Here is a 26,326-nt window from a genome sequence, read left to right as displayed (position 1 = left end):
TGGCCGATTACGGCGTTCCGCCTCCAAGCCCTACCGGCAGGTAGGGCGCTCTTTCGATGGGCCTCGGGGCGGTTAGCGGGCCTCGCCCGCTAACCGCCCTGCGGGAATTAATATCAGTCCGCTTTCGGGTTGCGCACCCAGATCGACAGCCGGCCGCCGCTCTTCGATTCGAAATCCTGCACCTGCTGGATCATGCGGGCGTCGAGCGTGTGGTCCATCGTCAGCAGCATCAAGCCGTCGCGGCTGATCAGGTCGCGCGCCAGCACCATGCCGGGCAACAGCTCGCCCGACAACACCTCGACCCCGACCACCGCCGCGCTGACGCCGCCGTCCATGATCTGGCGGAAGGCCGCCACCACGTTCGGATCGTAGCGCTTGCCGCTGGCGTCGAGGATCAGCGACTTAGCCTCGTCGGCGCGCAGGTGGCGCTGCACCATGCCGCCTTGTTGCAGGTTGTAATAGTCCACCGCCAGCGACAGGATGCGGGCGCCGAGCGGAATGGCCAGCCCGGCCAGGCCGTCGGGGAAGCCGTTGCCGTCGAAGCGTTCGAGCTGGGCGCGCAGGATGGCGGCGCTGCCGCGCAACTCCTCGAGCGGCATCAAGAGCTCGGCGGCGCGGATCGGATGCTTGCGGAACAGGCCCAGCGAATCGCCGGTCAGCATCGTCAGCGGCGTCGACAGCATGTCGTCGCTGAAGCCGATCTTGCCGATGTCGTGCAGCAGCGCGGCGATGAACACGTCCTGGCTTTCCTTGTTGTCCAGTTCGAGGCGCACCGACAGCTGGCGCGCCAGGTCGGCCACCTGGCGCGCGTGGCCGGGCTGGTTGTGCGCGCGCAGTTCGATCATGGTCGAGAAGATCTTGATGGTGGTGACGAAATTGGTCTTGAGCTTGTTGTTGGCCGCCACCGTGGCCTCGTGCTCGACCTTGAGCAGCCTGGTGCGCGCCTCGACCTTGGCCTCGAGGCTCTGGTTGAGCAGCTTGAGTTCCTCGTTCTGGCGCAGCGCCAGCGCTTCCAGCCGCTGCTTGTCCATCTCGAGCTGGCGGCGTTCGAGCGCGTGGCGCACCAGCAGCAGCATGTCGCTGTCTTCCCACGGCTTGGTGATGTAGCGGTAGATCTCGCCGCAATTGATGGCGTCCTGGATCGACTGGATGTCGGAGTAGCCGGTCAGCAGGATGCGCAGGGTGTCGGGCCAGCGCGCGCGCACCTGGGCCAGGAAGCGCGCGCCGTCCATCTCCGGCATGCGCATGTCGGAGATGACCAGGTCGACCGCCTCCTTCTCCAGCACCTCCAGCCCCAGCGCGCCGCCCTCGGCGGTGAGCACGCGGTAGCCGTTGGCGCGGAACAGGCGCCGCAGCGACGACAGGATGTTCGGTTCGTCGTCGACGCACAGCACGGTGGCCGCGGTTGGGCCGGGACCCGCCGGCGCGTTCGGCGAGATCGACGTGGTGGTGGGAGTCGGTGGAGTGAGCGCTTGATTCATGCTGGTGGGTCCTCGGTGGCGGCGCCATGGCGGATCGGTAGCCGCACGCGGAAGCGGGTACCTTGGCCGAGCGCGGTATCGACGTCGATACTGCCGCTGTGTTTTTGTACGATGCCGTAGGCCAGCGACAGGCCGAGGCCGGTGCCCTTGCCGACGGCCTTGGTCGTGAAGAAGGGGTCGAAGATGCGCGACACGGTCTCCGGCGCGATGCCGCTGCCGTTGTCGCCGATCTCCAGCCAGACGTGGTCGTCGCCGTCGCGGCCGGTGCGCACGGTGATGCGCCCGCGCTGCTCGCCGATGGCGTGGGCGGCGTTGACGATCAGGTTCATCACCACCTGGTTGATTTGCAGCGGCAGGCATTGGATGTCGGGGATGTCGCCGTACTCCTTGATGACGTCGGCCTTGTATTTGACCTCGTTGCTGACGATGTTCAAGGTCGAGTCGATGCCGCGGTGCAGGTCGGCCCAGACCCATTCCTGGTTGGCGTCCACCCGCGAGAAATCCTTCAGGTCCTGCACGATGTGGCGCACCCGCACGATGCCTTCGCCCGACTCTGCCATCAGGGTCGGGATGTCCTGGCGCAGGAAGTCGAGGTCGATGCGCTCGCGCATCGCGCGCAACGTGGCGGCGTCGGGCGCCGACAGCGACGGCTCGGCCCGTTGATAGGCGTCGAGCATGCCGAACAGCTGGTCCAGATAGTTTTGCAGGGTGCGGAAGTTGGAGAAGATATAGCCGATCGGATTGTTGATCTCGTGGGCCACGCCGGCGGCCAGCTGGCCGATCGAGGCCAGCTTGTCGGCCTGCAGCAATTGCTGCTGGGCGCGCGACAGTTGCTGGTTCAGCTCCGTCAATTCCAGGTTGCTGCGGCGCAGCTCGGCCTCGGCCAGCAGGCGCTGGGCGATGTCCTCCTGCAGCTTGGCGTTCATGTCGGCCAACTGGCCGGTGCGCTTCTCGACCACGTGTTCCAGATTGTCGTGGGCGCGGCGCAGCGCGTTTTCCGCCACCCGCCGCTCGGTGACGTCGCGCAAGGTCTCGATGGCGCCGACCACGCGCGCGCCGCCGTCGCGCAGCGGGGCGGCGGTGAAATGCAGCCAGTGGCCGCTGGCGCCGATGTTGGGGAAGAACTCCTCGACCTCGTAGGCGCCCGGGATCAGCGGCGAGCGCCGGTGCTTGCCCGGATACAGCCGCTCGAGTTCGCGCTCCAGTTCGTCGGCGTCGCCGGCGATGATCAGGTCCGCCAGCAACGGCCTGGGCCTGGAGTAGAAGGCCTGCCAGTGGTTGGCGGTGCCGACCATGTCGGCCTTGGCCCAGCCCAGCAACTGTTCGCAGGCGCGGTTCCAGTGGGTGACCACGTGCCGGGTGTCGATGGCGAAGGTGGCCACCGGGTGGCCGTCGAAAAACTCCGACAGCGCGATGTCGGCGGGAGTGTCGTGCTCGGCCGTCATGGAGGTGGTGGCGTGGTTCATGGCGTCAGCGTCTGGCACATGTCGTGGAACAGCTGCTCGGCCTCGGCGAACGCGCTGTCCCAGCCGCCGTCGCCCAGGTCCAGCGCCTGCCATACCTCCAGCGACACCGGCGGCACCTGGTCGTCCTCCTGGCCGGACATGTCGAGCGCGTGGGCCAGGATGTTGGCCATGTAGATCACCGTGGTCAGGGTGGGGACGGCGCCGGCGCGTCCGGCCGCCGGCGCGGCGGCCTCGTCGGCCAGGTGGTGGCCGGCCACCGCCGCCTGGATCTGTTGCGGGAATTTCCAGTGGGCCGTCAGCGCGCTGCCGACGGCGGCGTGGTCGATGCCGAACACGGCCAACTGGGCGGCCGAGGTGACGCAATCGTGTTCGCGCCGGTAGGCCGCCACGCGCCGGTAGTCGGCCGGAAAGCGGGTGCACAGCACCAGCGTGCCGAGGTCGTGCAGCAGGCCGGCGGTGAAGGCGGTGTCCGGATTGATGCCGCAGCGCGGCGCCAGCACGCGGGCGCACACTGCGCTGCCGATCGCATGGCGCCAGAACGCCTGGAAGTCGAACTCGACGTCCTTGTTCGGCGTGAAGCTGGCCGTCACCGAACAGGCCGTCACCAGGGTGCGGATGCTGTGGAAGCCGAGCACCGAGATGGCCTGCTGGATGGTGGTGACCTTGGACTGCAGGCCGTAGAACGAGGAGTTGGCCAGGCGCAGCGTCTTGGCCGTGAGCGCCTGGTCGAGCGCGATCTTGGCCGCCAGCACATGGGTGTCGATGTCCTCCTGCTCCATCGTGGCCAGCAGTTCGGCCACCACCGCCGGCAGCGACGGCAGGTCGCGCACGCACTTGATGACATCGTCGGCCGCGATCACGCCGGGTCCTTGTCGCGGTAGGCGCGCAGCACGCGCAGCAGCAAAGGTCCGCCGGTGTCCGCGCCGGCGTCGTCGCCGCTGTGGCGGAACAGCCGCTCCAGCCTTTGCATGCGCAGTTCGCGCTCGCGCGCCAGTTGCGCCGGATCGGCTTCGGCGGCGTCCTCCTCGGTCCACACCACGCAGCGCTCCACGCCGCGCCGGCGCAGCGACGCCAGCATGCTGTCGGTGAGGGCGGCGTCGCGCGGCAGCAGCACGCCGCCGTGGGCGTCGAGCAGGGCGCAGGCCAGGGTCATGCCGGCGGCGGCGTGGTCGAGATCGATCTCGGTCGATTTGGCGGCGTTCATGGCGTCTCCCCGGTCAGGCTCAGTGTGATCAGGCTGCCGCGCGAGGCCGAGCTCTCGCCCATCGGGTACACCACCACCGCGTAGCGGCGGCCGTCGATGTCGGCCAGGTGGCGGGTCGGGCTGGCGTGGTGCGGCGCGTCGTCGGCGGCAAGGCCGGGATCGCCGGTCCCGGGCGGTGGAAACAGTTGCGGCAGCACGCTGCCCGCTTCGTTGCCCAGCAGCGCGCCGCTGTGGCGGAACAGGCCCTCGGCGGCGCCGTTGATGAAGGCGATCATGCCGCCGTCGTCCATGCCGATCACCGGCAACGGCAGATGTTGCAGCACTTCGCGCGCCACGCTCAGGCTGACCTCGTCGCGGCTGATCTGCCGCTGCTTTTCCAGCAGCAGTTCTTCCAGCTGGCGGTTGGCGGCGGCCAACTCCAGATTGGCGCTGCGCACCTCCAGGTGCAGGCGCTGGTTGTCGTCGGCGATTTCCTTGAGGCGGAACGCCTCGGCCACATGGCCGCGCAGCAGTTCGTCGTCCCACGGCTTGGTCAGGAATTTGTAGATCGCCCCCTCGTTGACGGCGTCGGTGACCGACTGCAGTTCGGTGTAGCCGGAGAGCATGATGCGTATGGTTTCCGGATACTGCTGCTTGGCCTTGCGCAGGAAATCGGCGCCCAGCATGCCGGGCATGCGCTGGTCGGAGATGATGACGTCGACCGGCTGCCGGGCCAGCAGTTCGAGGCCCTGCTGGCCGTCGTTGGCGCTGTAGATTTCGTACTGGTCGGTGCGCAGCAGGCGCTTGAGCGCGGAGACGATGTTGGGCTCGTCGTCGACCAGCAGCAGGCGGCGGGCCGGCTTGTGCATGCGCCGCAGGTGCGGCGCCAGCGCGCGGCCGCTGGCCAGCAGGTGGCCGACCTCGTCGGCGGCGAGCGGCGGGGAAAAGAAATAGCCCTGGATCAGGTCGCACATATTGCGCCGCAGGAAGTCGCACTGGGCCTCGGTCTCGACGCCCTCGGCCACCACCTTCATGCCCAGGTGGTGCGCCATGGCGATCAGGGTCTTGCACATGGCCGCGTCGTGGCCGCTGGTGACGACGTCGCGGATGAAGTGGGCGTCGATCTTGAGCGCGTCGAACGGAAAGCGTTTGAGGTTGCTCAGCGAGGCGTAGCCGGTGCCGAAGTCGTCCAGGGTCAGGCTCAGCCCCGAGGCCTTGAAGCCGGCCAGCAGGGCGTCGCAGTCGGCGCCCGCTTGCGTGAGCGCGCTCTCGGTCACTTCCAGGGTCAGCATGCCGGGCGCGATCTCGCAATTCTTCAGCATGGCGGCGACGGCGGCGCCAAGGGCCGGGTCGCGGAACTGGCTGGGGGCGACATTGATCGCCACCTTCAGCCCGCTTAGACCGGCCGTGTGCCACGCGTGCAGGTCGCGGCAGGCGCGTCCCAGCACCCAGTCGTCGATGGCGCCGGCCAAGCCGGCAGCGTCGGCCAGCGCCAGGAATTCGCGCGCGGCCAGCATGCCCTGGGCCGGGTGGCGCCAGCGCACCAGCGCCTCCAGGCTGGCCACGGCGCCGCTCTGCAGATCGACCAGCGGCTGGTACAGCAGCACCAGCTGGTCGGACGCCAGCGCCTGCCGCAGGCCGGCGCCCAGGTCGGCGTGCCCGCCGGCTGGCGGCGACGCCAGCATCGGCGCGCGCGTGGCGCCGGCGGTATCGTCGGCGACGGTGGCCTGGGCGAACAGGGACCGCGGGTATTGAGCGGTAGTCATCGGCGTTCCTATTGAAATGCAAGCTGGTTGCTGCAAAAAAAAACATATGCCGTCACGCGGTCGATTATACGGCGAAGCAAGGTTTAGTTGTCATCCGGTACGAACCCGTTGCACGCATGGGACAGTGCGCCGGCCATGCGCCGAGGAACCGGGAGCCATGGTGCGCAAGCGCACGGAAATGTTGACCTTAGCGGCGCATATTGCGTTGATCGGGCTACGGCCGAACAGGAGAACAGCATGAGCAATATTATTGCGGGGCATTTCCAGTTGCAGGATGAAATCGCGGATGCGCGCATCGCCTTGCTGCGCGCCGGCTTCGCGGCCGACCGCATCAGCGCGTTCTATGTCAATCCGGCGGGGCAGCACGACATGTATGAGCTCGGCGGCGACCATGACAAGTCGCCCGGCGCCAAGGAGACCGACGACGGCGTGGTGCAGGGCGGCGCCACCGGCGCGGTGGCCGGCGCGGTGGCCGGCGCCGCCGCGATCCCGGTGGCCGGCCCGCTGGGTCCGGTTGTCGGCGCGCTGGTCGGCGCCCACGTCGGTTCGCTTTTCAGTTTTTCGAAGATGAAGGATGCCGGCGAAGCGGAGGAGGGCAGTTCGGAAAATACGCGCGCGCCGCGCAAGTCGGGCATGATGATCGCCGTCGAGGTGGTCGACGGCGGCCAGGAGCAACAGGCGCTCGACGTGCTGCGCGGCCTCGGCGCCAAGGATGTCGAACGGGCCGAGGGCAGCATCAGCGGCGGCGACTGGCGCGACTTCAACCCGAACTCGCGCCCCGTGCCGGCGTAGGGCGGATTAGCGGGCGAGGCCCGCCAATCCGCCCCGGGGGGCCATCGAAGAGGCGGCCTACCTGCCGGTAGGCCTTGAGAGCGCAGCGTAATCGGCCATCGCCGAGCCGTCGACGGCTGCTGGCCGATTACGCCGTTCGTTGGAAAGTTACCGGCGCTTCTAGAGAGGTCATCGCCGTCGTTGCTCCATGCGCGTCTGGCAACCGATGCACAGGCGCGCCTCCGGCCGCGCGTCGAGCCGCGAAAAGCCGATTTCCTCGCCGCAGTTTTCGCATAGTCCGTAGCGCCGGTCGTCGAACTTGGCCAGCGCCTGCCTGACCATGGACAACTGCTTGGTGGTGTGGGCCGCCGTCTCGTGGACGAGGGCGGTGAGCGTGCGCTGGCTGGCGTTGTCGGCCGGCGAGGCTTCGGCCTCGTGCGGCAGCGGCAGGCGCACGTCGGTGCTGCGGTCCAGATCGTCCGCCAGTTGGCTGAGCAGGGCCTTGCGGGCGCGCTCCAGCCGTGCCTGCAAGGTCCGCCATTGATGTTCTTCCAGTCCGTTCATGCCGCGCGCTCCTTACGTCATTGGACCGGTGATGGCGCGGTTTTGTTCGGCCCAGCGGGAAGCGGGCGCCGATGATGCGGGGTCAGCCAGGTGGCGCGTCCATCGCCTCCAAATGGTGCTTGATGGTTTCGAACGGCTTGGCCAGTTTGTCGGGTTTACCGGTGGCGATGGCCGCCGCCAGGCTCAGAAGTTCTCCCGTCAGCTGGATCAAGTCCTTGGTGTGCTGGATTTTGCGGATTTTTTCCTGCGCGCGGTCGGTCACGTCCAGCAACTGTTTCTGGGCGCCGCCCAGTCCGCTCGCGGCTAGCACCGCCGCCTCCAGGTACAGGCTGTTGGCGCGTTGGCGCAGCGCCACTTCGTTTTCGAACAGCGCCTGCGCGACCGTCTGCGCGACGCCAGGCGGTTTCTGGCGGATATCGCGCATCAGGCGGGTGTGCAGGGCGTCGGCGCTGGCGGACAGGCTGTCGGCCAGCGCTTCGATGTCCAGTTGGATGGGATTGGTAGTCATCGCTGCTCCTGTGTGGGCTTAGTTGGGCGGGATCTGGTCGAGCAGCGCGCGGTGGCTCTGTTCGATCGCCGCCAGGTTTTTCTGCGCCAGGGTCTGGCGCTGGCCGATCAGGCGGTACTCGGCTTGTTTGTTCTGCTGCTGGCTTTTGGCCAGCGCCGTCAGCAGGCGGTCGCGGGTCGGGTCGAGGAAGGGGATCTCCGACTCCAGCATGCCGATGACGATGCGTTCCTCGTTCTCGCTGGACTTGTCGTACAGCCTCAGCAGCGTGGTCATGGCCTCGAGCAGGTCGCGCACCGGTTGCTCGGCGTCGCGCATGACCTGGTTGACGGCGCGTTCCTGCGCCGGCGCCGTGATCGCGCGGGCGATCAGGGTGGTCAGCCGGGTGAAGGCGTTGACGTGTTTCTCCTCGATGCCGGAGTCCGGCCAGGCGTTGATGCCGCCGCCGATGGTCTTGAGCTGGTCGCGCAGCTCGTACTGCTCGTCGCCGGCCAGCACGCCGAGCGTCTGCATGTACGCCTGCACGCCGTATTGCAGCTTGACGAAATCGTCGCACGCCTGCCTGCGCTTGGCGTCGAGCTCCGCCTCGCGGGCGTCGGCGGCGGCGGTCAGGAAGGGTTGTTCGCGCTGGTAGGTTGTGCGGTAGCGCTCGGTCAATTCGTGATAGGCGTTGAGCTTGGGCGCCTGGGCGGCGAAGGCGCGCACCTCGGCCATGCGCGGCGTGCTGCTGGCGCAACCGCCAAGCAGGGCCAGCAATCCGAGTAGCAGGAAAAGACGCGGCAGTTTCATGGGTGCTCCTCTAGGGTTGGGACTATTGTTACGCTGGGTGTTTACGGCCGTTTTGAGCATGCGCAGCTTAGGGTGCCAAGGCGGGCGCCAGGGCGGATCGCCAGTCCAGGCCGGCGATGGTGTCGCCGGCGGGAATGTATTCGCAGCCCAGCCAGCCGGTGTAGCCGAGCCCGTCAATCAAGCCGAACAGGTGGCGGTAATTGATCTCGCCGGTGCCCGGTTCGTGGCGGCCCGGGGTGTCGGCGATCTGCATGTGTTTGATCATCGGCAGGTTGGCGCGGATGGTGTTGCTCAGCTCGCCCTCCATGCGTTGCATGTGATAGATGTCGTACTGCAAAAACAGGTTGGGGCGGCCGGCCTCGGCGATGATATCCAGCGCCTGTGCGCTGCGGTTGAGGAAATAGCCGGGCATATCGAAGTGGTTGATCGGCTCGATCAGCAGATCGATACCGTGCGGCAGGGCCAGATCGGCGGCGTAGCGCAGGTTGTCGACGTAGGTGGCGCGCGCCGCCTCCGGCGCCAAGCCGGCGGGCACCTTGCCGGCCATGCAGTGGAGCCGGGTCACGCCCAGCGCCAGCGCGTAATCCAGCGCGGGCCGCACGCCGGCGCGGAACTCCTCGACGCGCAGCGGGTCGCAGGCCATGCCGCGGTCGCCGGCATCCCAATCGCCGCAGGGCAGGTTGAACAGCACCAGCCGCAATTCATGGCGTCGCAAACGTTCCGCGATGCGCTCCGCCTCGTAAGCGTAAGGAAAGAGAAATTCGACGCCATCGAAGCCGGCCTCGCGCGCCAGCGCGAACCGGTCGAGGAAGGGAACGTCGGTGAACATCATCGACAGGTTGGCGGCGAAGCGGGGCATGGACGTTCCGATAAGCGTTAGCAATACGATATCGTAAACGATATTTGCCCGGCCACACAAAAAAGCTTCTCAACCCCGGGGTCAGTGCCGACATTCGGACAAACCCGACGAGATGCGGAACCTTTCAGTGTGAAAAAAGTTCCGCGATGTCCGAATGTCGGCACTGACCCCCGGGGTGGGGCGAAAAAAATGCCGTTCAATTCGCATTGAACGGCATTGCATTAGTGCGGGGCCGGCTTATCGGCCGCGACCGCCCGAGCGGTGCGGGGACGCCGGGCGCGGGGCGCTGGTGCCCGTGCGCGGACCGCCGCCGTTGCCGCCGGCCGAAGCGCCAGGCGCGCGTGGCTTGTTGCCACCGCCACCGCCGCCGCTCTTGGCACGGCCTTGGCCGCCGCCACCGCCGCTACGGCCGCCGCCGGGACGGTGGCCGGCGCTGCGCAGCTGCACAGGTTGGGCGCGCGCGGTCGGATCCGGCTCGAAGCCCGGGATCACTTCGCGCGGCAGGGTTTGCTTGATGAGCTTTTCGATGTCCTTCAACATGTCGTGCTCGTCCACGCAGACCAGCGACACGGCTTCGCCGGTGGCGCCGGCGCGGCCGGTGCGGCCGATGCGGTGCACATAGTCTTCAGGAATGTTCGGCAGGTCGTAGTTGACCACGTGCGGCAACTGGTCGATGTCGATGCCGCGCGCGGCGATGTCGGTCGCCACCAGCACTTGCAGCTTGTTGTCCTTGAACTCGGACAGCGCCTTGGTGCGCGCCGATTGGCTCTTGTTGCCGTGGATCGCCATGGCGCCGATGCCGTCCGCGCCCAGCTGTTCGACCAGCTTGTTGGCGCCGTGCTTGGTGCGCGTGAACACCAGCACCTGCGACCAGTCGTTCGACTTGATCAGGTGCGCCAGCATCGGGTGCTTCTTGTCGCGGTCGACCGGGTGGATCTTTTGCGCGATCACTTCCACGGTCGAGTTGCGGCGCGCCACTTCGATCGTCGCCGGCTTGTTCAGCAGGCCGTCGGCCAGCGCCTTGATCTCGTCCGAGAAGGTGGCCGAGAACAGCAGGTTCTGGCGCTTGGCCGGCAACGCGGCCAGCACTTTCTTGATGTCGCGGATGAAGCCCATGTCGAGCATGCGGTCGGCTTCGTCCAGGATCAGGATCTCGACCTTCGACAGGTTGACGGTGCGCTGCTCCATGTGGTCGAGCAGGCGGCCCGGCGTGGCGACCAGGATGTCGACGCCGTGCTTGAGCTGCTTGATCTGCGGGTTGATGCCGACGCCGCCGAAGATCACGGTCGAGTTCAGCTTGGTGTACTTGCCGTAGACGCGCACGCTTTCCTCGACCTGGGCCGCCAGTTCGCGGGTCGGGGTCAGGATCAGCGCGCGGATCGGGCGCGTGGTGGTGTTGCTGGTCAGCGCGGCGCCGGCGGCGTCGGTCGACAGGCGTTGCAGCAGCGGCAGGGTGAAACCGGCGGTCTTGCCGGTGCCGGTTTGCGCGCCCGCCAGCAAATCGCCGCCGTTCAGCACTGCGGGGATCGCCTGCAGTTGGATCGGGGTCGGCGTGGTGTAACCGGTTTCGGTCACAGCACGGACAATAGCGTCGGACAAACCGAGGGAAGAGAATGACATGGTAACTTTATATGGAGATCGGCCTGTCGCCTCGGAGGGCGCCAGTCGCAGGCAATCGGATTTTTGGATTGCGGCGCAAAGGACTGGTCAGATGCCGCAGCTATCAGTATAGCAGCTTAGTCCGCTTGATGTTTCAAATGGGAAATGGAAAAGGGAGCATACGCTCCCTTTTTTTGTAACAGATTGTCTATTTACGCCCCGTGATGGGGCAAATCGCGGCCGATCAGGCGAACGGCGTCAGCAGGCCGACCATCTGGCCGAAGATTTTCGGGCTGGCGGCGATGATGTCGCCCTTGTACAGGTAGTCCGACTCGCCGTTGAATTCGCCGACGATGCCGCCCGACTCGGTCACCATCAGCGAACCGGCGGCGATGTCCCAAGGCTTCAGGCCCTTCTCGTAGAAACCGTCGAGGCGGCCGGCGGCCACGTAGGCCAGGTCCAGCGCGGCGCTGCCCGGACGGCGCACGCCGTGCGAGCGTTCGGCCATGATGCCGTACATCTTCAGGTATTCGTCCAGCGCCTTGGCGTTGCCGGCCTGGTAGCCGGTCGAGAGCAGGGCGTTGGCGATGCGGTCGAGCTTGGTGACGCGGATGCGCTTGTCGTTCAGGTAGGCGCCGGCGCCCTTGGTGGCGGTGAACAGATCGTTGCGCACCGGGTCGTAGATGACGCCCTGGGTGATGACGCCGCGCTGCGACAGCGCGATCGAGATGCAGTACTGCGGGAAGCCGTGCATGAAGTTGGTGGTGCCATCGAGCGGGTCGATGATCCAGGTGTATTCGGTCTCGTCGTTGGCGTTCTTGGACGGACCCGATTCCTCGGCCAGGAAGGCGTGGTCGGGATAGGCTTTGGACAGCACCTCGATGATCGCCTGTTCGGCGGCCTGGTCGACGTCGGTGACGAAATCCTTGTGGTTTTTCTCGGTCACGATGACGCGATCGAGGTCGAACGAGGCGCGGTTGATGACGGCGGCGGCGCGGCGGGCGGCTTTGATCGCCGTGTTGAGCATTGGGTGCATGTAAGCTTTTCCGTTAAAAGAACGCTAACGCCCACCGGCGGACAGGGCCGCGGCGGCGCGCTAGAGGACAAGAGTGAATTAAAGAGCGGAGCGGCGCCGACAGGGTAAAATCCGGATTTGCGGGCTGGCTGTTGGCCGGGCCGCAAGGTTGAAGTTATTGTATCGATACCGCGCAATAGCGCTATTTTAAATGAACCTGCCCGAAATCAACACGAATCTTTTCACGCGACTGCGATTTATTCTGGTCGAAACCAGCCGGGCCGGCAATATCGGGGCCGTCGCGCGGGCCATGAAAACCATGGGATACAGCGATCTGGTGCTGGTCACGCCCCGTTTCGAGAACGCGGCCCAGGACCCGGAGGCGGTCGCCTTCGCCAGCGGCGCGCAGGATATCCTGGCCAACGCGCGGGTGGTCGGCAGCATGGCCGAGGCGCTCGACGGCATCAACTTCGCCGCCGCCGTCTCGGCGCGGCTGCGCGAATTCTCGCCGCCGGTGCTGACGCCGCGCCAGCTGTCCACGCAGTTGGTGGCGCAGCCCGAGCTGCGCGCGGCGCTGATCTTCGGCAACGAGCGCTTCGGCCTGCCGAACGAGCTGGTCGAAAAATGCAATGTGCTGATCAACATCCCGGCCAACCCGGAGTATTCGTCGCTGAACTTGTCCCAGGCGGCGCAGGTGCTGGCCTACGAGTGCCGGATGGCGGTGCTCGACGGCGCCGGCGTCACCCATACGCCGCGCCAGCCGGCCGGCGACGCCAGCGACGTCGGCTTCCAGGGTGAGGCGGCCAGCCTGGCGCAGATCGAAGGCATGTACGAACATCTGGAGCGGGCGCTGGTGGGGATAGGCTTTCTCGACGCGGACAATCCGCGCAAGCTGATGCCGAGGCTCAAGCGGCTGTTCTCCCGCGCGCAGCTGGAGAAGGAAGAAGTCAACATCCTGCGCGGCATCGCAAGGCATATGACGGGCAAGCAAAAGGCGGGCAATAGAGACACGTAGGGCGGATTAGCGAAGCGTAATCCGCCATCGCGTGCGTCACGACGGCGCATGCAGGCGACACGCGAACACAGCACATAAAAAATATAACAACCGGGTGGGGACGATGGATTCAAACCGCAGATCTTTTCTCAGGATCGGCGTGGCCGGCGCGATCGCACTTGCCGCCGGCGGCGCCGTCTATCGCCTGGCCTACGCGCCGACGGCGGGCCACAGCTTCGCGCTCGACGGCCCCACCGGCACACTGCTCACGGCCGTGATTCCGTCGATGCTCGGCCCGGTGCTGCCGACCGAACCCGCCGCCCGTGCCGCCGCCATCGGCCAGACCGTCGACCATGTCGGCGGGGCCATCGCCGGCCTGGCGCCGGCCTCGCAAAAACAACTGCAAGACCTGTTCGGCATGCTGTCGCTGGCGCCGGTGCGGCGCCTGCTTGCCGGCGTCTCGGGCGGCTGGGCGCACGCCTCGTCGGCGGACGTGGATGCCTTCCTGCACAGCTGGCGCCACCACCGTCTGCAAACCCTGCAAACCGCCTACCTCGCGTTGCACGATCTGATCATCGGCGCCTGGTACGCGCAGCCGGCCAACTGGTCGGCGATCGGCTACCCCGGCCCGATCAAGGAGCTTGCATGAGCAACACCAACATCCCCATCTCCACCCAGAAAGGCCCGGTCCCCGATCCGATCCACGTCGGCCTGGCCGCCGGCTGGCGCGTGACCGACTGCGCGCGGCTGAAAGAAGACCTGGTCATGGAAGCGGACGTGGTGATCGTCGGCAGCGGCGCCGGCGGCGGCGTCACGGCCGAGATCCTGGCGCGCGCCGGGCTGCGCGTGCTGATCGTCGAGGAGGGCGCGCTGAAGTCGTCGACCGACTTCAAGATGCGCGAAGCCGACGCCTATCCGGCGCTGTACCAGGAGTCGGCGGCGCGCAAGACGCGCGACAAGGGCATCAACATCCTGCAGGGACGCACCGTTGGCGGCAGCACCACGGTCAACTGGACCAGCAGCTTCCGCACGCCGCCCGGGACGCTGGCGTATTGGAACCGGCACTACGGCCTTGCCGGCTACACGCCCGAATCGATGGCGCCGTGGTTCGCCATGATGGAACGCCGCCTCAACATCGCCGAGTGGGCGCCGCCGCCGAACGAGAACAACGATGTGCTGCGGCGCGGGGCGGCCAAGCTGGGCATCGCGACCGGCATCATCCACCGCAACGTCAATGGCTGCTGGAACCTCGGCTATTGCGGCATGGGTTGTCCGACCAACGCCAAGCAGTCGATGCTGGTCACCACGATCCCGGCGGCGCTGGAACTGGGCGCGACCCTGCTCACGCGCGCCCGCGCCGAGCGGCTGGTAATCAAAGGTGAGCAGGTGGCGCAGCTCGATTGCGTGGCGCTGGACGCCGCCGGCCTGGCGCCGACCGGGCGCCGCATCACCTTGCGCGCCAAACACTTCGTGCTGTCCGGCGGCGCCATCAACACACCGGCGCTGTTGCTGCGTTCCGTCGCGCCCGATCCGCGCGGGCTGCTGGGCAAGCGCACCTTCCTGCATCCGACCCTGGTCTCGGCCGCCGTCTTCGAGCAGCGCGTGGAGGCGTACGCCGGCGCGCCGCAGTCGGTGTATTCCGACCACTTCCTGCATACGGACGCCATCGACGGCGCCATCGGCTACAAGCTCGAGGCGCCGCCGCTGCATCCGGTGCTGATGTCGACCACGATGGCCGGTTTCGGCGCGCAGCACGCGCGCATGATGGCGCAGTTCCCGCACGCGCAGGCGTTGCTGGCGCTGCTGCGCGACGGCTTCCACGCGGACGCGCCCGGCGGCAGCGTGGCGCTGTCCAACGATGGCGCGGCGCTGCTCGATTATCCGATCGGCGACTACCTGTGGGACGGCGCCCGGCGCGCCTTGCTGAGCATGGCCGAGATCCAGTTCGCGGCCGGCGCGAAGACGGTGATGCCGGTGCACGAGGCCGCAGGCGAGTACGGCAGCTGGCAGCAGGCCAAGTCCGCCATCGCGGCGCTGCCTTTCAAGTTGCTGGCCACGCGCGTGGTGTCGGCGCATGTGATGGGCGGCTGCGCGATGTCGGCCGACGAGCGCTTGGGCGTGACGGACGCGGGCGGCCGCTATCGCGGCCTGCGCAATGTGTCGGTGCACGACGGCTCGCTGTTCCCGACATCGATCGGCGCCAATCCGCAGTTGTCGGTGTACGGCGTGACGGCCAGGTTGGCCAATACGCTCGCATCGGAAATGACGCGGAAATGACGCGGAAATACGTAGGGCGGATTAGCGCAGCGTAATCCGCCAGGCTCCGTCGGCGGCTCATGGCGGATTACGCGCCGCGCGCTAATCCGCCCTACGAAATCGGTTGTTGTGCCGACAGGTTTTGCAGCTCGTTCGGTTCGCTTGATCCCTACCTCCGTCCGTATCGCGGAGTATGATGGGACCATGATCAAACGTTTCCTTATCGTTCTATTAGCGGTCCAGATCGGCGCGATGCTGGCGTTGTCCCTGTCGCTGTACCGCTGGTGGCATCCGGCGTGGCGCGCCGCTGTCGGCGCGCCCGTCGCGGCGCTCGTTTGCTTGGCGATCGCGGCCGCCTTCGTGCTGCTGGTGCGCCTGCTTATCAACGCCAACAACTTCCGCCTGAGCCGGCGCGCGCGCAGCGCCACGCCGGCCGGCCACGCGCTCAATCCATTCGCCGCGATCAAACTGTTCGCGCATGAATTTTTGTCATCGATGTTGACATCGTCTTATTACATGCTGCGGCCGGTGGGACTGCGCCTGCAGCCGCACGCGCGCGGCCTGCCGGTGCTGCTGATCCACGGCTACGCCTGCAACAGCGGCTATTGGCTTCCAATGAGCAAGCTGCTGACGCACGCAAACGTGAGCCACTACGGCATCGACCTGGAGCCGCCCGGCGCGTCCATCGACGACTTCGTGCCGCAGGTGCGCGCGGCCGTCGAGCGCTTGTGCGCCGAGACTGGCAGCACGCAAGTCATCGTGCTTGCGCACAGCATGGGCGGGCTGGTGGCGCGCGCGTATCTGCGCCGGCATGGCCACGCCCACATCGCCCGCGTGATCACGCTCGGCACGCCGCATCACGGCACCGCCTTGGCCGGCTTCGGCCCCGGCAGCAACGCCGTGCAGATGCGGCGCGGCAGCGCATGGCTGGCCTCGCTTGCGGGCACTGAGGCGGATTTGCAACGCAAATTATTTTCATCTATTTACTCTGTCCACGACAACATCGTCGCGCCCCAGGATTCCAGCGATTTGCCCGGGGCGCGCAATCTCGTCTTTGGTGCAATTGGCCATGTTGCGCTGGGCCGGCACCCGGAAATCATGCGTTGCGCGTTGTCAGAAATCAAAACCGCAACACCTGTGTGATTTTGTGTGATTTTTTGCGTGATTTGTTGCTGTATGGTTACTCGTATGAAGTACAGTAAACAGGTGGAGCGATGGCAACAGACTTCGGCACCCTTATCCTCGACCAGACCCCCGACGCGGTAGTGATCACGCGGCTCGACGGCGAGGTGGTGCACTGGACCAACGGCGCGCGGATGGTGTTCGGTTACAGCAGCGAAGAGGCGATGGGCCGCAAGTTGGCCGAGCTGATCGAGGTGCCGGGATTGGACGATGGCGGCGCGGTGGTGCGGCAGACGCTCGGCGCCGGCGCGGCCAGCTACGAGTCGGTGCGCCGCGCCAAGGACGGCGCGCTGGTCTACATCGACAGCACCAGCAAGCTGCTGCGCGACGCCGCCGGCGCGCCGGAATATATTTTGTGGAGCAAGAAGGACGTCACCACGCTCAAGGTGCTGCGCGACGCCAAGCTGGTCGAGGCGCGCTTCGACGGCATCCTGGAGCTGATGCCGGACGCGATCATCGTGGCCAACGCCAGCGGCCGCATCGTGCTGGCCACGCGCCAGGCCGAGACGATGTTCAAGTACGAGCACGGCGCGCTGCGCGGCGTGGTGCTCGAGATGCTGATGCCGGCGCGTTTCCGCCAGGCGCACCGGACGCACCGCAACGACTATGGCGCGCGCCCGGCGCTTCGGCCGATGGGCAGCGGCCGCGATCTGTACGGCTTGCGCAGCGACGGCGTCGAGTTCCCCGTCGAGATCAGCCTGAGCCCGATCGAGACGGAGGAGGGCACCTTGAGCCTGAGCGCGATCCGCGACGTCGGCGAGCGCAAGCGCATCGAGCTGGCGCTGCAGGAGAAGAATGTCGAACTGGCGAAGGCGGTGGCGGCCAAGGACCGCTTCCTCGGCGGCATGTCGCACGAGCTGCGTACGCCGTTGAACGCCATCATCGGTTTTACAGGTACTATGTTGATGAAGTTGCCTGGGCCCATTAATTCCGAACAGACCAAGCAATTGCGCATGGTGCAAAGCAGCGCGCGCGACCTGCTCTCCCTGATCAACGACCTGCTCGATTTGACCAGGATCGAGTCGGGCAAGGTGGAGCTCGATCTGGTGCCGCTGCCGTGCCGGCCCGTGATCGACGAGGTGCTGGCGCTGTTGCAGCCGCAGGCCCGCAACAAAGGGCTGGCGCTGGCGCTGGTGGGTTCCGAACAGGAAGTGACGGTCAAGGCCGACCGCCGCGCCCTGCAGCAGATTTTGATGAACCTGGTCGACAACGCGATCAAGTTCACCGACAGCGGCACCGTACTGGTGCGGCTGGAGAAGGCGGAGGTGGACGGGCGCGCACGCGCCACCATCAGTATCAGCGATAGCGAGTGCGGTGCCGACGCCGGTCAGGGCGGGCGGCACCAGGCGGTATCGCAGTTGCAAGCCAGTTCGATGCGCCAGTTCGAGGGCACGGGGCTGGGACTGCATTTGAGCCAGAAGTTGGCGACCCTGCTACATGGGGAAATTTTGTTTGACAGCGAGTATGGCGTCGGCAGTATTTTTACACTGACGCTGCCGCTGGAGTCATGACAAGGGGAGTCACAAGGTGTCAGCACGTATACTGATTATTGAAGACAACGCCACCAACATGGAGTTGATGGTCTACCTGCTGCGCGCGTTCGGCTACACGCCGCTGTCGGCCGTCGATGGCGAGGCGGGTGTGGCGGCGGCGCTGCGCGAGCTGCCCGACCTGATCATCTGCGACGTCCACCTGCCCAAGCTCGACGGCTACGGCGTGGTCGCCGCGCTCAAGGGCGACGACACGGTGCGCCACATCCCGACCCTGGCCGTGACGGCGCTGGCGATGGTGGGCGACCGCGAACGCCTGCTCGCGGCGGGCTTCGACGGCTACATCGGCAAGCCGATCGAGCCCGACACGTTCGTCACGCAAATCGAGTCTTTTTTGGACGGGGAGATGTCGACCCCGTCTAAAAACGACATCGCCACGATCCTGATCGTGGACGACCACGTGCTCAACCGCGAGTTCCTGATGACTTTGCTGGGCTACGGCGGCCACCGCCTGCTGGAGGCGTCCAACGGCGCCGAGGGCCTCAAAATGGTGCTGGCCGAGCGGCCCGACCTGGTCATCTCCGACATCCTCATGCCCAATATGGACGGCTACGAGTTCGTCACCCGCATGCACGGCAATCCGGAGACGGCCGACGTGCCGGTGATCTTCTACACCGCCACCTACCGCGAGCGCGAGGCGATGGCCGTGGCGCAGTCGTGCGGCGTGCGCTGGGTGCTGCCCAAGCCGTCCGATCCGGACGTGATCCTGCGCACCGTGCACGAGGCGCTGGGCCTGGCCGTGGTCGGCGACGACGAGGGCCAGGAAGCGCGCGACCTGCCGGCCTTCGCGCCGGAGCCGCCGCAGGAGGGGCGCTTCCACAACATCGACGACAAGGTGGCCGAGTACCTGGGCGAGCTCGAATCGAGCAGCCAGCTGATCACGCAGTTCGCCAACGGCGCGACCGAGGCGGCCGACGGCGCGCCCGAGCACCTGTCGCTGATGACGCAGCGGCTGTCGAGCTCCCTGTCCAGCCTGCAGGCGGTGAGCCTGCGCCTGACCGCGTTGATCGAGCTGGGCATCGAGCTGGGCACCGAGCGCGATCCGCGCGCGCTGGTCGAGATCGGCTGCCGCGTGGCGCAGAACATTTGCGTGTCCAAATACGCCTGCATCGGCGTGCTCGAGAGCGGGGCGAGCGAGCTCAGTTACTACGCCAGCTGCGGCGCCGGCGTGCCGATCCGCCAGATCGCCCAGTCGCCGCGCGCCGGCGTGCTGCGCGGCCTGCTCGACCAGCGCATGCCGTGCCGCATCAACGACCTCGACGGCGACCCGGCCAATATCGGCCTGCCCGCCGGCCATCCGCCGGTGCACTCCTTCCTGGGCGTGCCGATCGCCTCGCGCGAGCGCACCCACGGCTGGCTCTACCTGGTCGACAAGCTCGGCGCGGACGGCTTCTCCGAGGTCGACGAGCGCGTCGCCGCCACGGTGGCCGCGCAGATCTCGGTGGCCTACGAGAACCTGCTGCTGTACGACGAGATCAAGCGCCACCACGCGCAACTCACGCTCGACATGAACGCCCGCATCCGCCTCGACGAGGACCTGCGCCGCTTCCGCCTGGCCATGGACGCCACCGCCGACGCCATCTTCCTGGTCGACCGCGCCGGCATGTGTTTCGTCGACGTCAACGCCACCGCCTGCCGCATGCTCGGCTACGAGCGCGAGGACTTCCTCAAGATCGGCCCCGGCGTGGTGGCCGAGGGCGACCTGCGCAAGCTCGAGGAACTGTACGAAAAACTGCTGTCGGGCGACCAGAGCGGCGCCATGACCGAGCTGCTGCTGCAATGCCGCGACGGCAAGCCGCTGGCGGTCGAGGTGCAGCGCCGTACCTTGCGCTCCGGCCCGAGCTGGATCCTGGTGGCGGTGGCGCGCGACATCACCGAGCGCAAGGAGGCCGAGCAGCGCCTGCTGAAGTTGGCGCACTTCGACACCCTGACCGGCCTGCCCAACCGCAGCCAGTTCTACGATTCGCTGACGCACTCGCTGCGCCAGGCCGGCGAGCACAAATGGTCGCTGGCGGTGCTGTTCCTCGACGTCGACCGCTTCAAGAACGTCAACGACACGCTGGGCCACACCATCGGCGACGAGCTGCTGCGCCAGTTCTCCAGCCGCTTGGTCGACTGCCTGCGCGTGCGCGATACCATCGGCCGCTTCGGCGGCGACGAGTTCGCCGCCATCCTGATGCTGCCCGAGGGCGCGCAAAACGCCATCGCCGTGGTCGACAAGATCCGCGACTCGATGCGCCGGCCGTTCGACCTCAAGGGCCACGAGGTCACCGTCACGGCCAGCATCGGCATCGCCGTGTTCCCCGACGACGGCAACGACCCCGACACCTTGATCCAGTACGCCGACACCGCCATGTACCGGGCCAAGGAGGCCGGGCGCGACGCCTTCCGTTTCTTCACGGCCGAGATGAACGCGCAATCCTTGGCGCGCCTGGACCTGGAGAACGCGCTGCGGCGCGCCATCGACAACGAGGAGTTCGTGCTGTATTTCCAGCCCAAGGTCAACATCGGCACCGGCCGCATCAGCGGCGCCGAGGTGCTGATCCGCTGGAAGCGGCCCGGCCACGGCATGGTGTCGCCGGCGCTGTTCATCCCGATCCTGGAGGAGACCGGCCTGATCGTGCGGGTCGGCTCGTGGGTGATCCACGAGGCCTGCCGCAAGATCGCCGAATGGCGCCGCGCCAACGGCTGGGCCGTGCACCTGTCGGTCAACGTCTCGGGCATCCAGTTCTTCGTCGGCGGGCTGGAGGAGGAGGTGCTGCGCGCCATCAAGGAGCACGACATCGCCCCCGAGCTGCTGGAGTTGGAACTGACCGAGAGCTCGCTGATGTCGAACGCGGAAGAGACCATCACCGTGCTGCAGAACCTGAAGGCGCTGGGCATCAAGATCTCGATCGACGACTTCGGCACCGGCTACTCGTCGCTGGCCTACCTGAAACGCTTCCCGATCGACAAATTGAAGATCGACATCGCCTTCGTGCGCGAGGTCACCAGCAACCCGGACGACGCCGCCATCGTGCTGGCCATCATCAACATGGCGCACAGCCTCAAGCTGGAGGTCATCGCCGAGGGCGTGGAGAAGGACGCCCAGCTGGCCTACCTGCGCCGGCACGGCTGCGACGAGCTGCAGGGCTACTTCTTCAGCCGTCCGCTGCCGGAGCAGGAGTTCGAGCTGATGATGCGCGAAGGGCGCCACCTGCAGGCGCCGGTCGACGAAACGGTGCTCGACCAGCAAACCCTGCTCATCGTCGACGACGACGCCTTCATGCTCGACGTGCTGACCGACTTCCTGTCGCAGGACGGCTACCGCATCCTGACGGCGCAGACGGCGGCCGAGGGCTTCGACATCCTGGCCAAGCACCGGGTGCAGGTGATCCTGTGCGACCAGTGCATGCCCTTGATGAGCGGCACCGAGTTCATGGAGCGGGTCAAGAACCTGTGCCCGGACACCTTCCGCATCATGCTGTCGGCCTACGCCGACCTGACGCCGATCATGGCGGCCATCAACCACGGCGCCATCGACCGCTTCTACACCAAGCCGTGGAAGGGCGCGGTGCTGCGGGAAAACATCCGCGAAGGCTTCCGCCTGCACGCCCGCGCGCACGGCCCGCTGCGCATCTCCGACGCGGCCAAGGCCCCGGCTTGACGATGTGCCGGGCCGGTGCAGGCAACGCGCGCCGGGCCGGCGGCGCGGTGTCGCTATGGACTTTGTTGCTGGCGTCGCTGCTGCACGCCGGCGCGGCGCGGGCGCAGGCGCCACCGCCGCAAGCGCAGGCACAGGGTGGCCCGCTCAAAATCTACGGCATGGAAAACAAGCCCATCAGTTTCATGCGCGACGGCCGGCCCGACGGCTTGGTGGTCGAGCTGGTCGCGGGCATCCAGCAAAGGCTGGGGCGGCCCGAGAGGGTGGGGATTATCCCGTGGACGCGCGCCAACGCGCTGGCCAAGGCCGAGCCCAATGTCGTGCTGGCGGCGGTGGTGCGCACGCCCGAGCGCGAGGCCATCCTGCATTTCGTCGGCCCGGTGTTTACCACGCGCATCTCGGCCTACGCCGTCAAGGGCCGGCTGGACGAGCTGCGGCGCAAGGATCCGGGCCTGCGCAAGGTGCGCGCCGGCGGCCAGCGCGCCAGCGTCTTCGTCAGCCTGCCGCGCCGCATGGGCTACAACGTCACCGACGAGGTCGGCACCGCCGAAACCGCCGCCAAAATGCTGATGAGCCGGCGCTTCGACCTGTGGTTCGTGGCCGAGGAACTGATGCCGGCGTCGATGGAGCTGGCCGGCTACCGGCCGGACGCGGTCGAGCTGGCGTTCAACCTGGGAGTGAACGACGTCTATTTCGCCTTTTCCAAGGGCACGCCGGCGGCCACCATCGTGGCCTGGTCCGACGCCTTGCGCGACATGAAGCGCGACGGCACCTTCCTGAATATCCACCAGAAGTGGCTGCCGGCGTCCCGGCTGCCACCGGATTTGCCGTTTTAGCATTCTCCACCGCGGCTGGACGCCTGCATCGATAAAACCTCGCGGGCTGAAGGCTGCCATCGGCCCATATCAAATGTCCGCCGTTGCCGCCATCGTCACCCTGTCGACTCTAAGGTCGTCGGTTTCCAATTCTCGACTACGCGCTTGGCCCGGGGACGACGCAGGCGCTGCCGGCGCCGGCGCCGGCGCTGTGGCGGGCCGTTCGAGGAAAGCGGCCGGCGCGGTCAAGGATTGAGGCCGGGAATGTACGCGGCCGCCTGCTTGACACAGCTCAAACTCGCTCGGTAATTGTCGTGACCGCCGGGACCAGTTGGAGTCCACTTGAGTAGGGGCCAACGCTCCCGGTTCAGCAACCACCATTCAACCCGCGATTTGTTCCACTCTTTTGTTAAAGCACGGTAACCAATCACCAGTAGTTGGTAAAAAACCAATAAAAGGAGTCAACATCATGGCAACCAAGAATAAAGAGGTCCAAACAGAAAACCCCGGAGAAATCGACAACTCCGGTGGGCAACCCGTTGGTAAGCCGGCGGCGAACGGCCCCGAAAATCCAGATGCTTCCCCCGCCAGTCTCGATGCGCTGAGCTATGAGGCTGAGCAGCAAGGGATCTTCTTGGCCGCAGGGGTGTCGAACGATCTGCTCGCCCTTCGCGACGCGGTGGAGGCCACGCTTCTTGCCGCGTCGGGCGAGTTCGCAGCCCTGGCGGATGCTCCGTCGGGAAATGGCATTGTCGGCGTCGGTATCGGCCTCTCCGATCCCGATAGCATAGCCTTCGGCGGCAGCGGGCCCGGAGAGCCGACGTTGACCCTGTACACCGAGAGCGCCCTGCCGCGGGACGAGCTGCTGGCGCAGCTTGCGCAAATTGCCGGCACGCACGCTTTGTCGAGCATGCCACTACAGCAGATACCGGTCGGCGTGGTCGACGCTTATTCGCACCGCGCCCGCCATCGTCCCGCTCCGGGTGGCGTGTCGGTCGGACATGTCAGCGTCACGGCGGGCACGCTCGGCAGTCGGGCGATCGGTTTAACGGCTCCCTGGAACAATCGCCATCTGGTCCTCAGCAACAACCATGTGCTCGCGAATACGAACGCCGGGCTGGTAGGCGATAGCATCATACAGCCGGGCGCGGCGGATGGCGGCCGGCATCCGGCCGACCAAATAGCGGTGTTGGCGCGGTGGGTCCCGATTCTGTTCGGCGGCGCGCCGAACTACGTCGACGCGGCAATCGGCTGGGCATGGCACGAACGCGTCCGTGGCGAGCAGTATTATTTGTCGGGCGGCAGTCCGGCCTATTACACCACGGGCACGGTACCGCTCGCGGCGTCGCTTGGTTTGATCGTTGGCAAAAGCGGCCGCACAACCGGCTTGACGCAGGGACGCGTGACGCAGATCGGTGTGTCGGTGAATGTCAATTATCCGGGCAGGGGCGTCGCGCTGTTTCGCAACCAGATCGCTATCCGGTCGGTCGACGCCAACCCGTTCTCGGCCGGCGGCGATTCCGGCTCGCTGATCTGGCATTGGGCTACCGGCGTGCGGCCCGTCGGCCTGCTGTTCGCAGGTGGGGGCGGCATTACATTCGCGAACCCGATCGGTTCGGTGCTCGCGGCATTGAACATCCGCTTGCTCCCATAGCAGCCATGGCTGCCTTTTGCACGCAGGGGCGGCCAACCGTCTATACTTAGATGGCGACATATTTTGAGGGGACGACATGACCGACAAATCCCGTTCGCCACCGGACTTTTCCGGTTCCGGCCCGGTTGAATACAATCCGATCCCAGCCGTTCCGGCGCGCGGGCTGGCGGCGGTGCTGGCGCGCGAAGAGGCGCGGCTGCTGGCCATCGAGGGCGTGACCTCGGTTGGCATCGGTGATGGGCCGCCAGGCGGGGAGGCGCTGGTGGTGGGTGTGGTCGATGCCGGCGTCGCGGCGCGCCTGCCCCGGGCCATCCAAGGCTACCCGCTGGTCGTCACGGTGACCGGGGCGGTGGACGCGCTACCCAAGCGCTGATGATGGTGGAGTGCGCTTACTTCATCCCTGCTTGACGATGTCCGCGTTGGCACAAGGCCGGAGCACCCGACGCGCTGGTGGTCGAGCTGGTGGCGCGCATCCAGCAACGGCTGGGACGGCCCGAGCGGGTCCGGATCATCCCGTGGACGCGCGCCAACACGCTGACCAAGGCCTAGCCCAACGTCGTGCTGGCGGCGGTGGTGCGCACGCCCGAGCGCGAGGCCATCCTGCATTTCGTCGGCCCGGTGTTCACCACGCGCATCTCGGCCTACGTCGTCAAGGGCCGGCTGGACGAGCTGCGGCGCAAGGCTCCGGGCCTGCGCAAGGTGCGCGCCGGCGGCCAGCGCGCCAGCGTCTTCGTCAGCCTGCCGCGCCGCATGGGCTACAACGTCACCGACGAGGTCGGCACCGCCGCAACCGCCGCCAAAATGCTGATGAGCCGGCGCTTCGACTTGTGGTTCGTGGCCGAGGAACTGATGCCGGCGTCGATGGAGCTGGCCGGCTACCGGCCGGACGCGGTCGAGCTGGCGTTCAACCTGGGCGTGAACGACGTCTATTTCGCCTTTTCCAAGGGCACGCCGGCGGCCACCATCGTGGCTTGGTCCGACGCCTTGCGCGACATGACGCGCGACGGCACCTTCCTGAATATCCCCCAGAAGTGGCTGCCGGCGTCCCAGCTACCCCCGGATTTGCCGTTTTAGCATGCTCCGCCGCCACTGGACGCCGGCCTCGATAGGACTTCACGGGCTGAAGGTGGCTATTGGCCCATAGGTCCGCCGTTGCCGCCTTCGTCACCCTTGCCGAATCAAAGGTAGTCGGTTTCCAATTCTTGGCGTACGCCTATCAGCAAAGCGTTCTCACTCCCGGAATCGGATATGCGGTTGCCGCCCATGCTATAAGCTGAAGTCGTCCCGTTTGCCGAAGTCGGCACGGCCACCACGAGGCGATCAATGTCCGCGCTAGTCCATGTCACTCCATTGCTGAACTGGAATTGCTCAATCTTCTGCGCTGGATAAGAGGTATTGAAATACTCAATGACAGTGAGCTGGTCGGTTATGCCTTGTTTGAGCACCAGATCATTGCCTTTACGTTCAAGCGCGCTCACTTCGGTTGATTGAATGTCTTTGAATACGACGACGTCCAATTCGGTTGTCGATGTGCCCGAGTCTTTGAGGCTGTCGACACCGTAACCTTTGGCGAACAGGTAGGTGTCTACACCGGCGCCTCCCAGGAGGACATCGTTGCCAGTTCCGCCCTCCAGCGTATCGTTGCCAATGCCGCCATCCAAGGAATCGCTACCTTCACCGCCAATAAGAGTGTCGCTGCCCTCATAACCGGTCAACGTGTCATTTCCCACGCCACCATCCAGCATGTCATCTTTGTCCCTGCTGGTAATGGAATCATTGCCACCAAGTCCGAACATTCGGTTACCGGCGCCAGTGTAGCCATTCATGCTGTCTGCAGTCTCTGTACCCACGGTGTTGACCTTCGCCAAAATAGTTGCAGTATCCCAAGTGACGCTGTCACTGAACTTAAATTGTTCGACCTTTTTGCCGGGGTAGGAACTATCGAAATATTCAAACGCCGTCAATTGATCGGCGGTGCCATACCGTAAAACCAGATCATTGCCCTTGCGCTCGATCGTCGTCAATTCGGTCGATTGAACGTCGGTAAATTGTACGATATCGACAACCGTGGTCGATGTGTCTTCCTTGATGGTGTCGAGGCCGGCCCCTTTCGCAATCAGGTAGGTATCCGCGCCGGCGCCGCCATTGAGGACATCGGAGCCCACGCCGCCGTCGAGGAGGTCGTCGCCGTTGCCGCCCTCGAGCGAGTCGTTGCCCTCGCCGCCGAACAGGTA

At 66.2% G+C, this 26,326-nt stretch carries 23 protein-coding genes; 11 read left to right on the top strand and 12 right to left on the bottom strand.

The features are described from left to right. Positions 1 to 113 precede the first annotated feature (113 nt). The 5 genes from nosR to AC07P1_RS18190 are packed head-to-tail and all read right to left on the bottom strand — an operon-like array spanning position 114 to position 5,896. A complete protein-coding gene (nosR, locus tag AC07P1_RS18210; protein ID WP_494697140.1) occupies positions 114 to 1,481 on the bottom strand; it encodes a response regulator c-di-GMP phosphodiesterase, NosR family in 1,368 nt (455 codons plus the stop codon). After that, positions 1,478 to 2,947, bottom strand: a complete 1,470-nt coding sequence (locus AC07P1_RS18205) for an ATP-binding protein (protein ID WP_494697139.1) — start codon at positions 2,945 to 2,947, stop codon at positions 1,478 to 1,480. Before AC07P1_RS18205 ends, nosR begins: the two co-directional genes overlap by 4 nt. Further along, on the bottom strand, positions 2,944 to 3,807 hold the full coding sequence (locus AC07P1_RS18200) for an HDOD domain-containing protein (RefSeq protein WP_494697138.1): 864 nt from the start codon (positions 3,805 to 3,807) through the stop codon (positions 2,944 to 2,946). The genes AC07P1_RS18205 and AC07P1_RS18200 overlap by 4 nt, the downstream gene beginning before the upstream one ends. Continuing rightward, positions 3,804 to 4,151: a hypothetical protein gene (locus AC07P1_RS18195; protein WP_494697137.1), complete on the bottom strand. Its 348-nt coding sequence runs from the start codon at positions 4,149 to 4,151 to the stop codon at positions 3,804 to 3,806. The genes AC07P1_RS18200 and AC07P1_RS18195 overlap by 4 nt, the downstream gene beginning before the upstream one ends. Further along, the gene (locus tag AC07P1_RS18190) at positions 4,148 to 5,896 is read right to left on the bottom strand and encodes an EAL domain-containing protein (protein WP_494697136.1); all 1,749 of its coding nucleotides are present in this window, start codon (positions 5,894 to 5,896) and stop codon (positions 4,148 to 4,150) included. Before AC07P1_RS18190 ends, AC07P1_RS18195 begins: the two co-directional genes overlap by 4 nt. Before the next feature lie 237 nt (positions 5,897 to 6,133). Here AC07P1_RS18190 and AC07P1_RS18185 point away from each other — a divergent pair, with 237 nt between their 5' ends. Beyond that, complete coding sequence (locus AC07P1_RS18185; RefSeq protein ID WP_494697135.1) at positions 6,134 to 6,688, top strand: hypothetical protein; 555 nt, start codon at positions 6,134 to 6,136, stop codon at positions 6,686 to 6,688. Between the two features lie 168 nt (positions 6,689 to 6,856). Here the strand turns inward: AC07P1_RS18185 and AC07P1_RS18180 are convergent, their stop codons facing one another. The 6 genes from AC07P1_RS18180 to AC07P1_RS18155 form a co-directional block, all read right to left on the bottom strand. After that, positions 6,857 to 7,231, bottom strand: coding sequence for a TraR/DksA family transcriptional regulator (locus AC07P1_RS18180; protein WP_494697134.1), 375 nt, complete (start codon positions 7,229 to 7,231; stop codon positions 6,857 to 6,859). An 82-nt stretch (positions 7,232 to 7,313) separates the two neighbouring features. After that, positions 7,314 to 7,739 carry a hypothetical protein gene (locus tag AC07P1_RS18175; protein ID WP_494697133.1) on the bottom strand — a complete coding sequence of 142 codons (426 nt, stop codon included), beginning with the start codon at positions 7,737 to 7,739 and terminating at the stop codon, positions 7,314 to 7,316. Positions 7,740 to 7,757: 18 nt separating this feature from the next. Beyond that, entirely contained in the window at positions 7,758 to 8,525 is a 768-nt protein-coding gene (locus AC07P1_RS18170; RefSeq protein WP_494697132.1) for a hypothetical protein, read from the bottom strand. Positions 8,526 to 8,592: 67 nt separating this feature from the next. Beyond that, positions 8,593 to 9,384: a 2-oxo-tetronate isomerase gene (gene otnI, locus AC07P1_RS18165; protein ID WP_494697131.1), complete on the bottom strand. Its 792-nt coding sequence runs from the start codon at positions 9,382 to 9,384 to the stop codon at positions 8,593 to 8,595. A gap of 237 nt (positions 9,385 to 9,621) precedes the next feature. Then, positions 9,622 to 11,004 carry a DEAD/DEAH box helicase gene (locus AC07P1_RS18160; RefSeq protein ID WP_494697130.1) on the bottom strand — a complete coding sequence of 461 codons (1,383 nt, stop codon included), beginning with the start codon at positions 11,002 to 11,004 and terminating at the stop codon, positions 9,622 to 9,624. A 223-nt stretch (positions 11,005 to 11,227) separates the two neighbouring features. Continuing rightward, positions 11,228 to 12,010, bottom strand: a complete 783-nt coding sequence (locus AC07P1_RS18155) for an inositol monophosphatase family protein (RefSeq protein WP_090320397.1) — start codon at positions 12,008 to 12,010, stop codon at positions 11,228 to 11,230. Between the two features lie 199 nt (positions 12,011 to 12,209). Here AC07P1_RS18155 and AC07P1_RS18150 point away from each other — a divergent pair, with 199 nt between their 5' ends. The 10 genes from AC07P1_RS18150 to AC07P1_RS18105 all read left to right on the top strand — a co-directional run bounded on the left by AC07P1_RS18150 (position 12,210) and on the right by AC07P1_RS18105 (position 25,166). Beyond that, positions 12,210 to 13,013: an RNA methyltransferase gene (locus tag AC07P1_RS18150; RefSeq protein ID WP_494697129.1), complete on the top strand. Its 804-nt coding sequence runs from the start codon at positions 12,210 to 12,212 to the stop codon at positions 13,011 to 13,013. Positions 13,014 to 13,116: 103 nt separating this feature from the next. Then, entirely contained in the window at positions 13,117 to 13,641 is a 525-nt protein-coding gene (locus tag AC07P1_RS18145; RefSeq protein WP_494697128.1) for a hypothetical protein, read from the top strand. Beyond that, complete coding sequence (locus tag AC07P1_RS18140; protein WP_494697127.1) at positions 13,638 to 15,269, top strand: GMC family oxidoreductase; 1,632 nt, start codon at positions 13,638 to 13,640, stop codon at positions 15,267 to 15,269. The genes AC07P1_RS18145 and AC07P1_RS18140 overlap by 4 nt, the downstream gene beginning before the upstream one ends. 183 nt (positions 15,270 to 15,452) lie before the next feature. Beyond that, positions 15,453 to 16,391, top strand: a complete 939-nt coding sequence (locus AC07P1_RS18135; protein ID WP_494697126.1) for an esterase/lipase family protein — start codon at positions 15,453 to 15,455, stop codon at positions 16,389 to 16,391. Between the two features lie 71 nt (positions 16,392 to 16,462). Then, positions 16,463 to 17,941: a PAS domain-containing sensor histidine kinase gene (locus tag AC07P1_RS18130; protein ID WP_494697125.1), complete on the top strand. Its 1,479-nt coding sequence runs from the start codon at positions 16,463 to 16,465 to the stop codon at positions 17,939 to 17,941. 16 nt (positions 17,942 to 17,957) lie between these two features. After that, positions 17,958 to 21,626, top strand: coding sequence for an EAL domain-containing protein (locus tag AC07P1_RS18125; RefSeq protein WP_494697124.1), 3,669 nt, complete (start codon positions 17,958 to 17,960; stop codon positions 21,624 to 21,626). 2 nt (positions 21,627 to 21,628) lie between these two features. Then, positions 21,629 to 22,459 carry a substrate-binding periplasmic protein gene (locus tag AC07P1_RS18120; RefSeq protein ID WP_494697251.1) on the top strand — a complete coding sequence of 277 codons (831 nt, stop codon included), beginning with the start codon at positions 21,629 to 21,631 and terminating at the stop codon, positions 22,457 to 22,459. A 448-nt stretch (positions 22,460 to 22,907) separates the two neighbouring features. After that, positions 22,908 to 24,092, top strand: a complete 1,185-nt coding sequence (locus AC07P1_RS18115; RefSeq protein WP_494697123.1) for a chymotrypsin family serine protease — start codon at positions 22,908 to 22,910, stop codon at positions 24,090 to 24,092. 76 nt (positions 24,093 to 24,168) lie between these two features. Beyond that, a complete protein-coding gene (locus AC07P1_RS18110) occupies positions 24,169 to 24,465 on the top strand; it encodes a hypothetical protein (RefSeq protein WP_494697122.1) in 297 nt (98 codons plus the stop codon). A gap of 185 nt (positions 24,466 to 24,650) precedes the next feature. Continuing rightward, positions 24,651 to 25,166, top strand: a complete 516-nt coding sequence (locus tag AC07P1_RS18105) for a substrate-binding periplasmic protein (protein WP_494697121.1) — start codon at positions 24,651 to 24,653, stop codon at positions 25,164 to 25,166. A 104-nt stretch (positions 25,167 to 25,270) separates the two neighbouring features. Here AC07P1_RS18105 and AC07P1_RS18100 read toward each other — a convergent pair. After that, positions 25,271 to 26,326: calcium-binding protein (locus tag AC07P1_RS18100; RefSeq protein WP_494697120.1), on the bottom strand; the 1,056-nt coding region annotated here is incomplete at its 5' end.

The organism is Duganella sp. GW821-FHT07F09 (genome assembly GCF_059418705.1).
The sequence above is the reverse complement of the archived record's forward strand: the minus strand, read 5'-3'. Positions and strand labels throughout refer to the sequence as shown.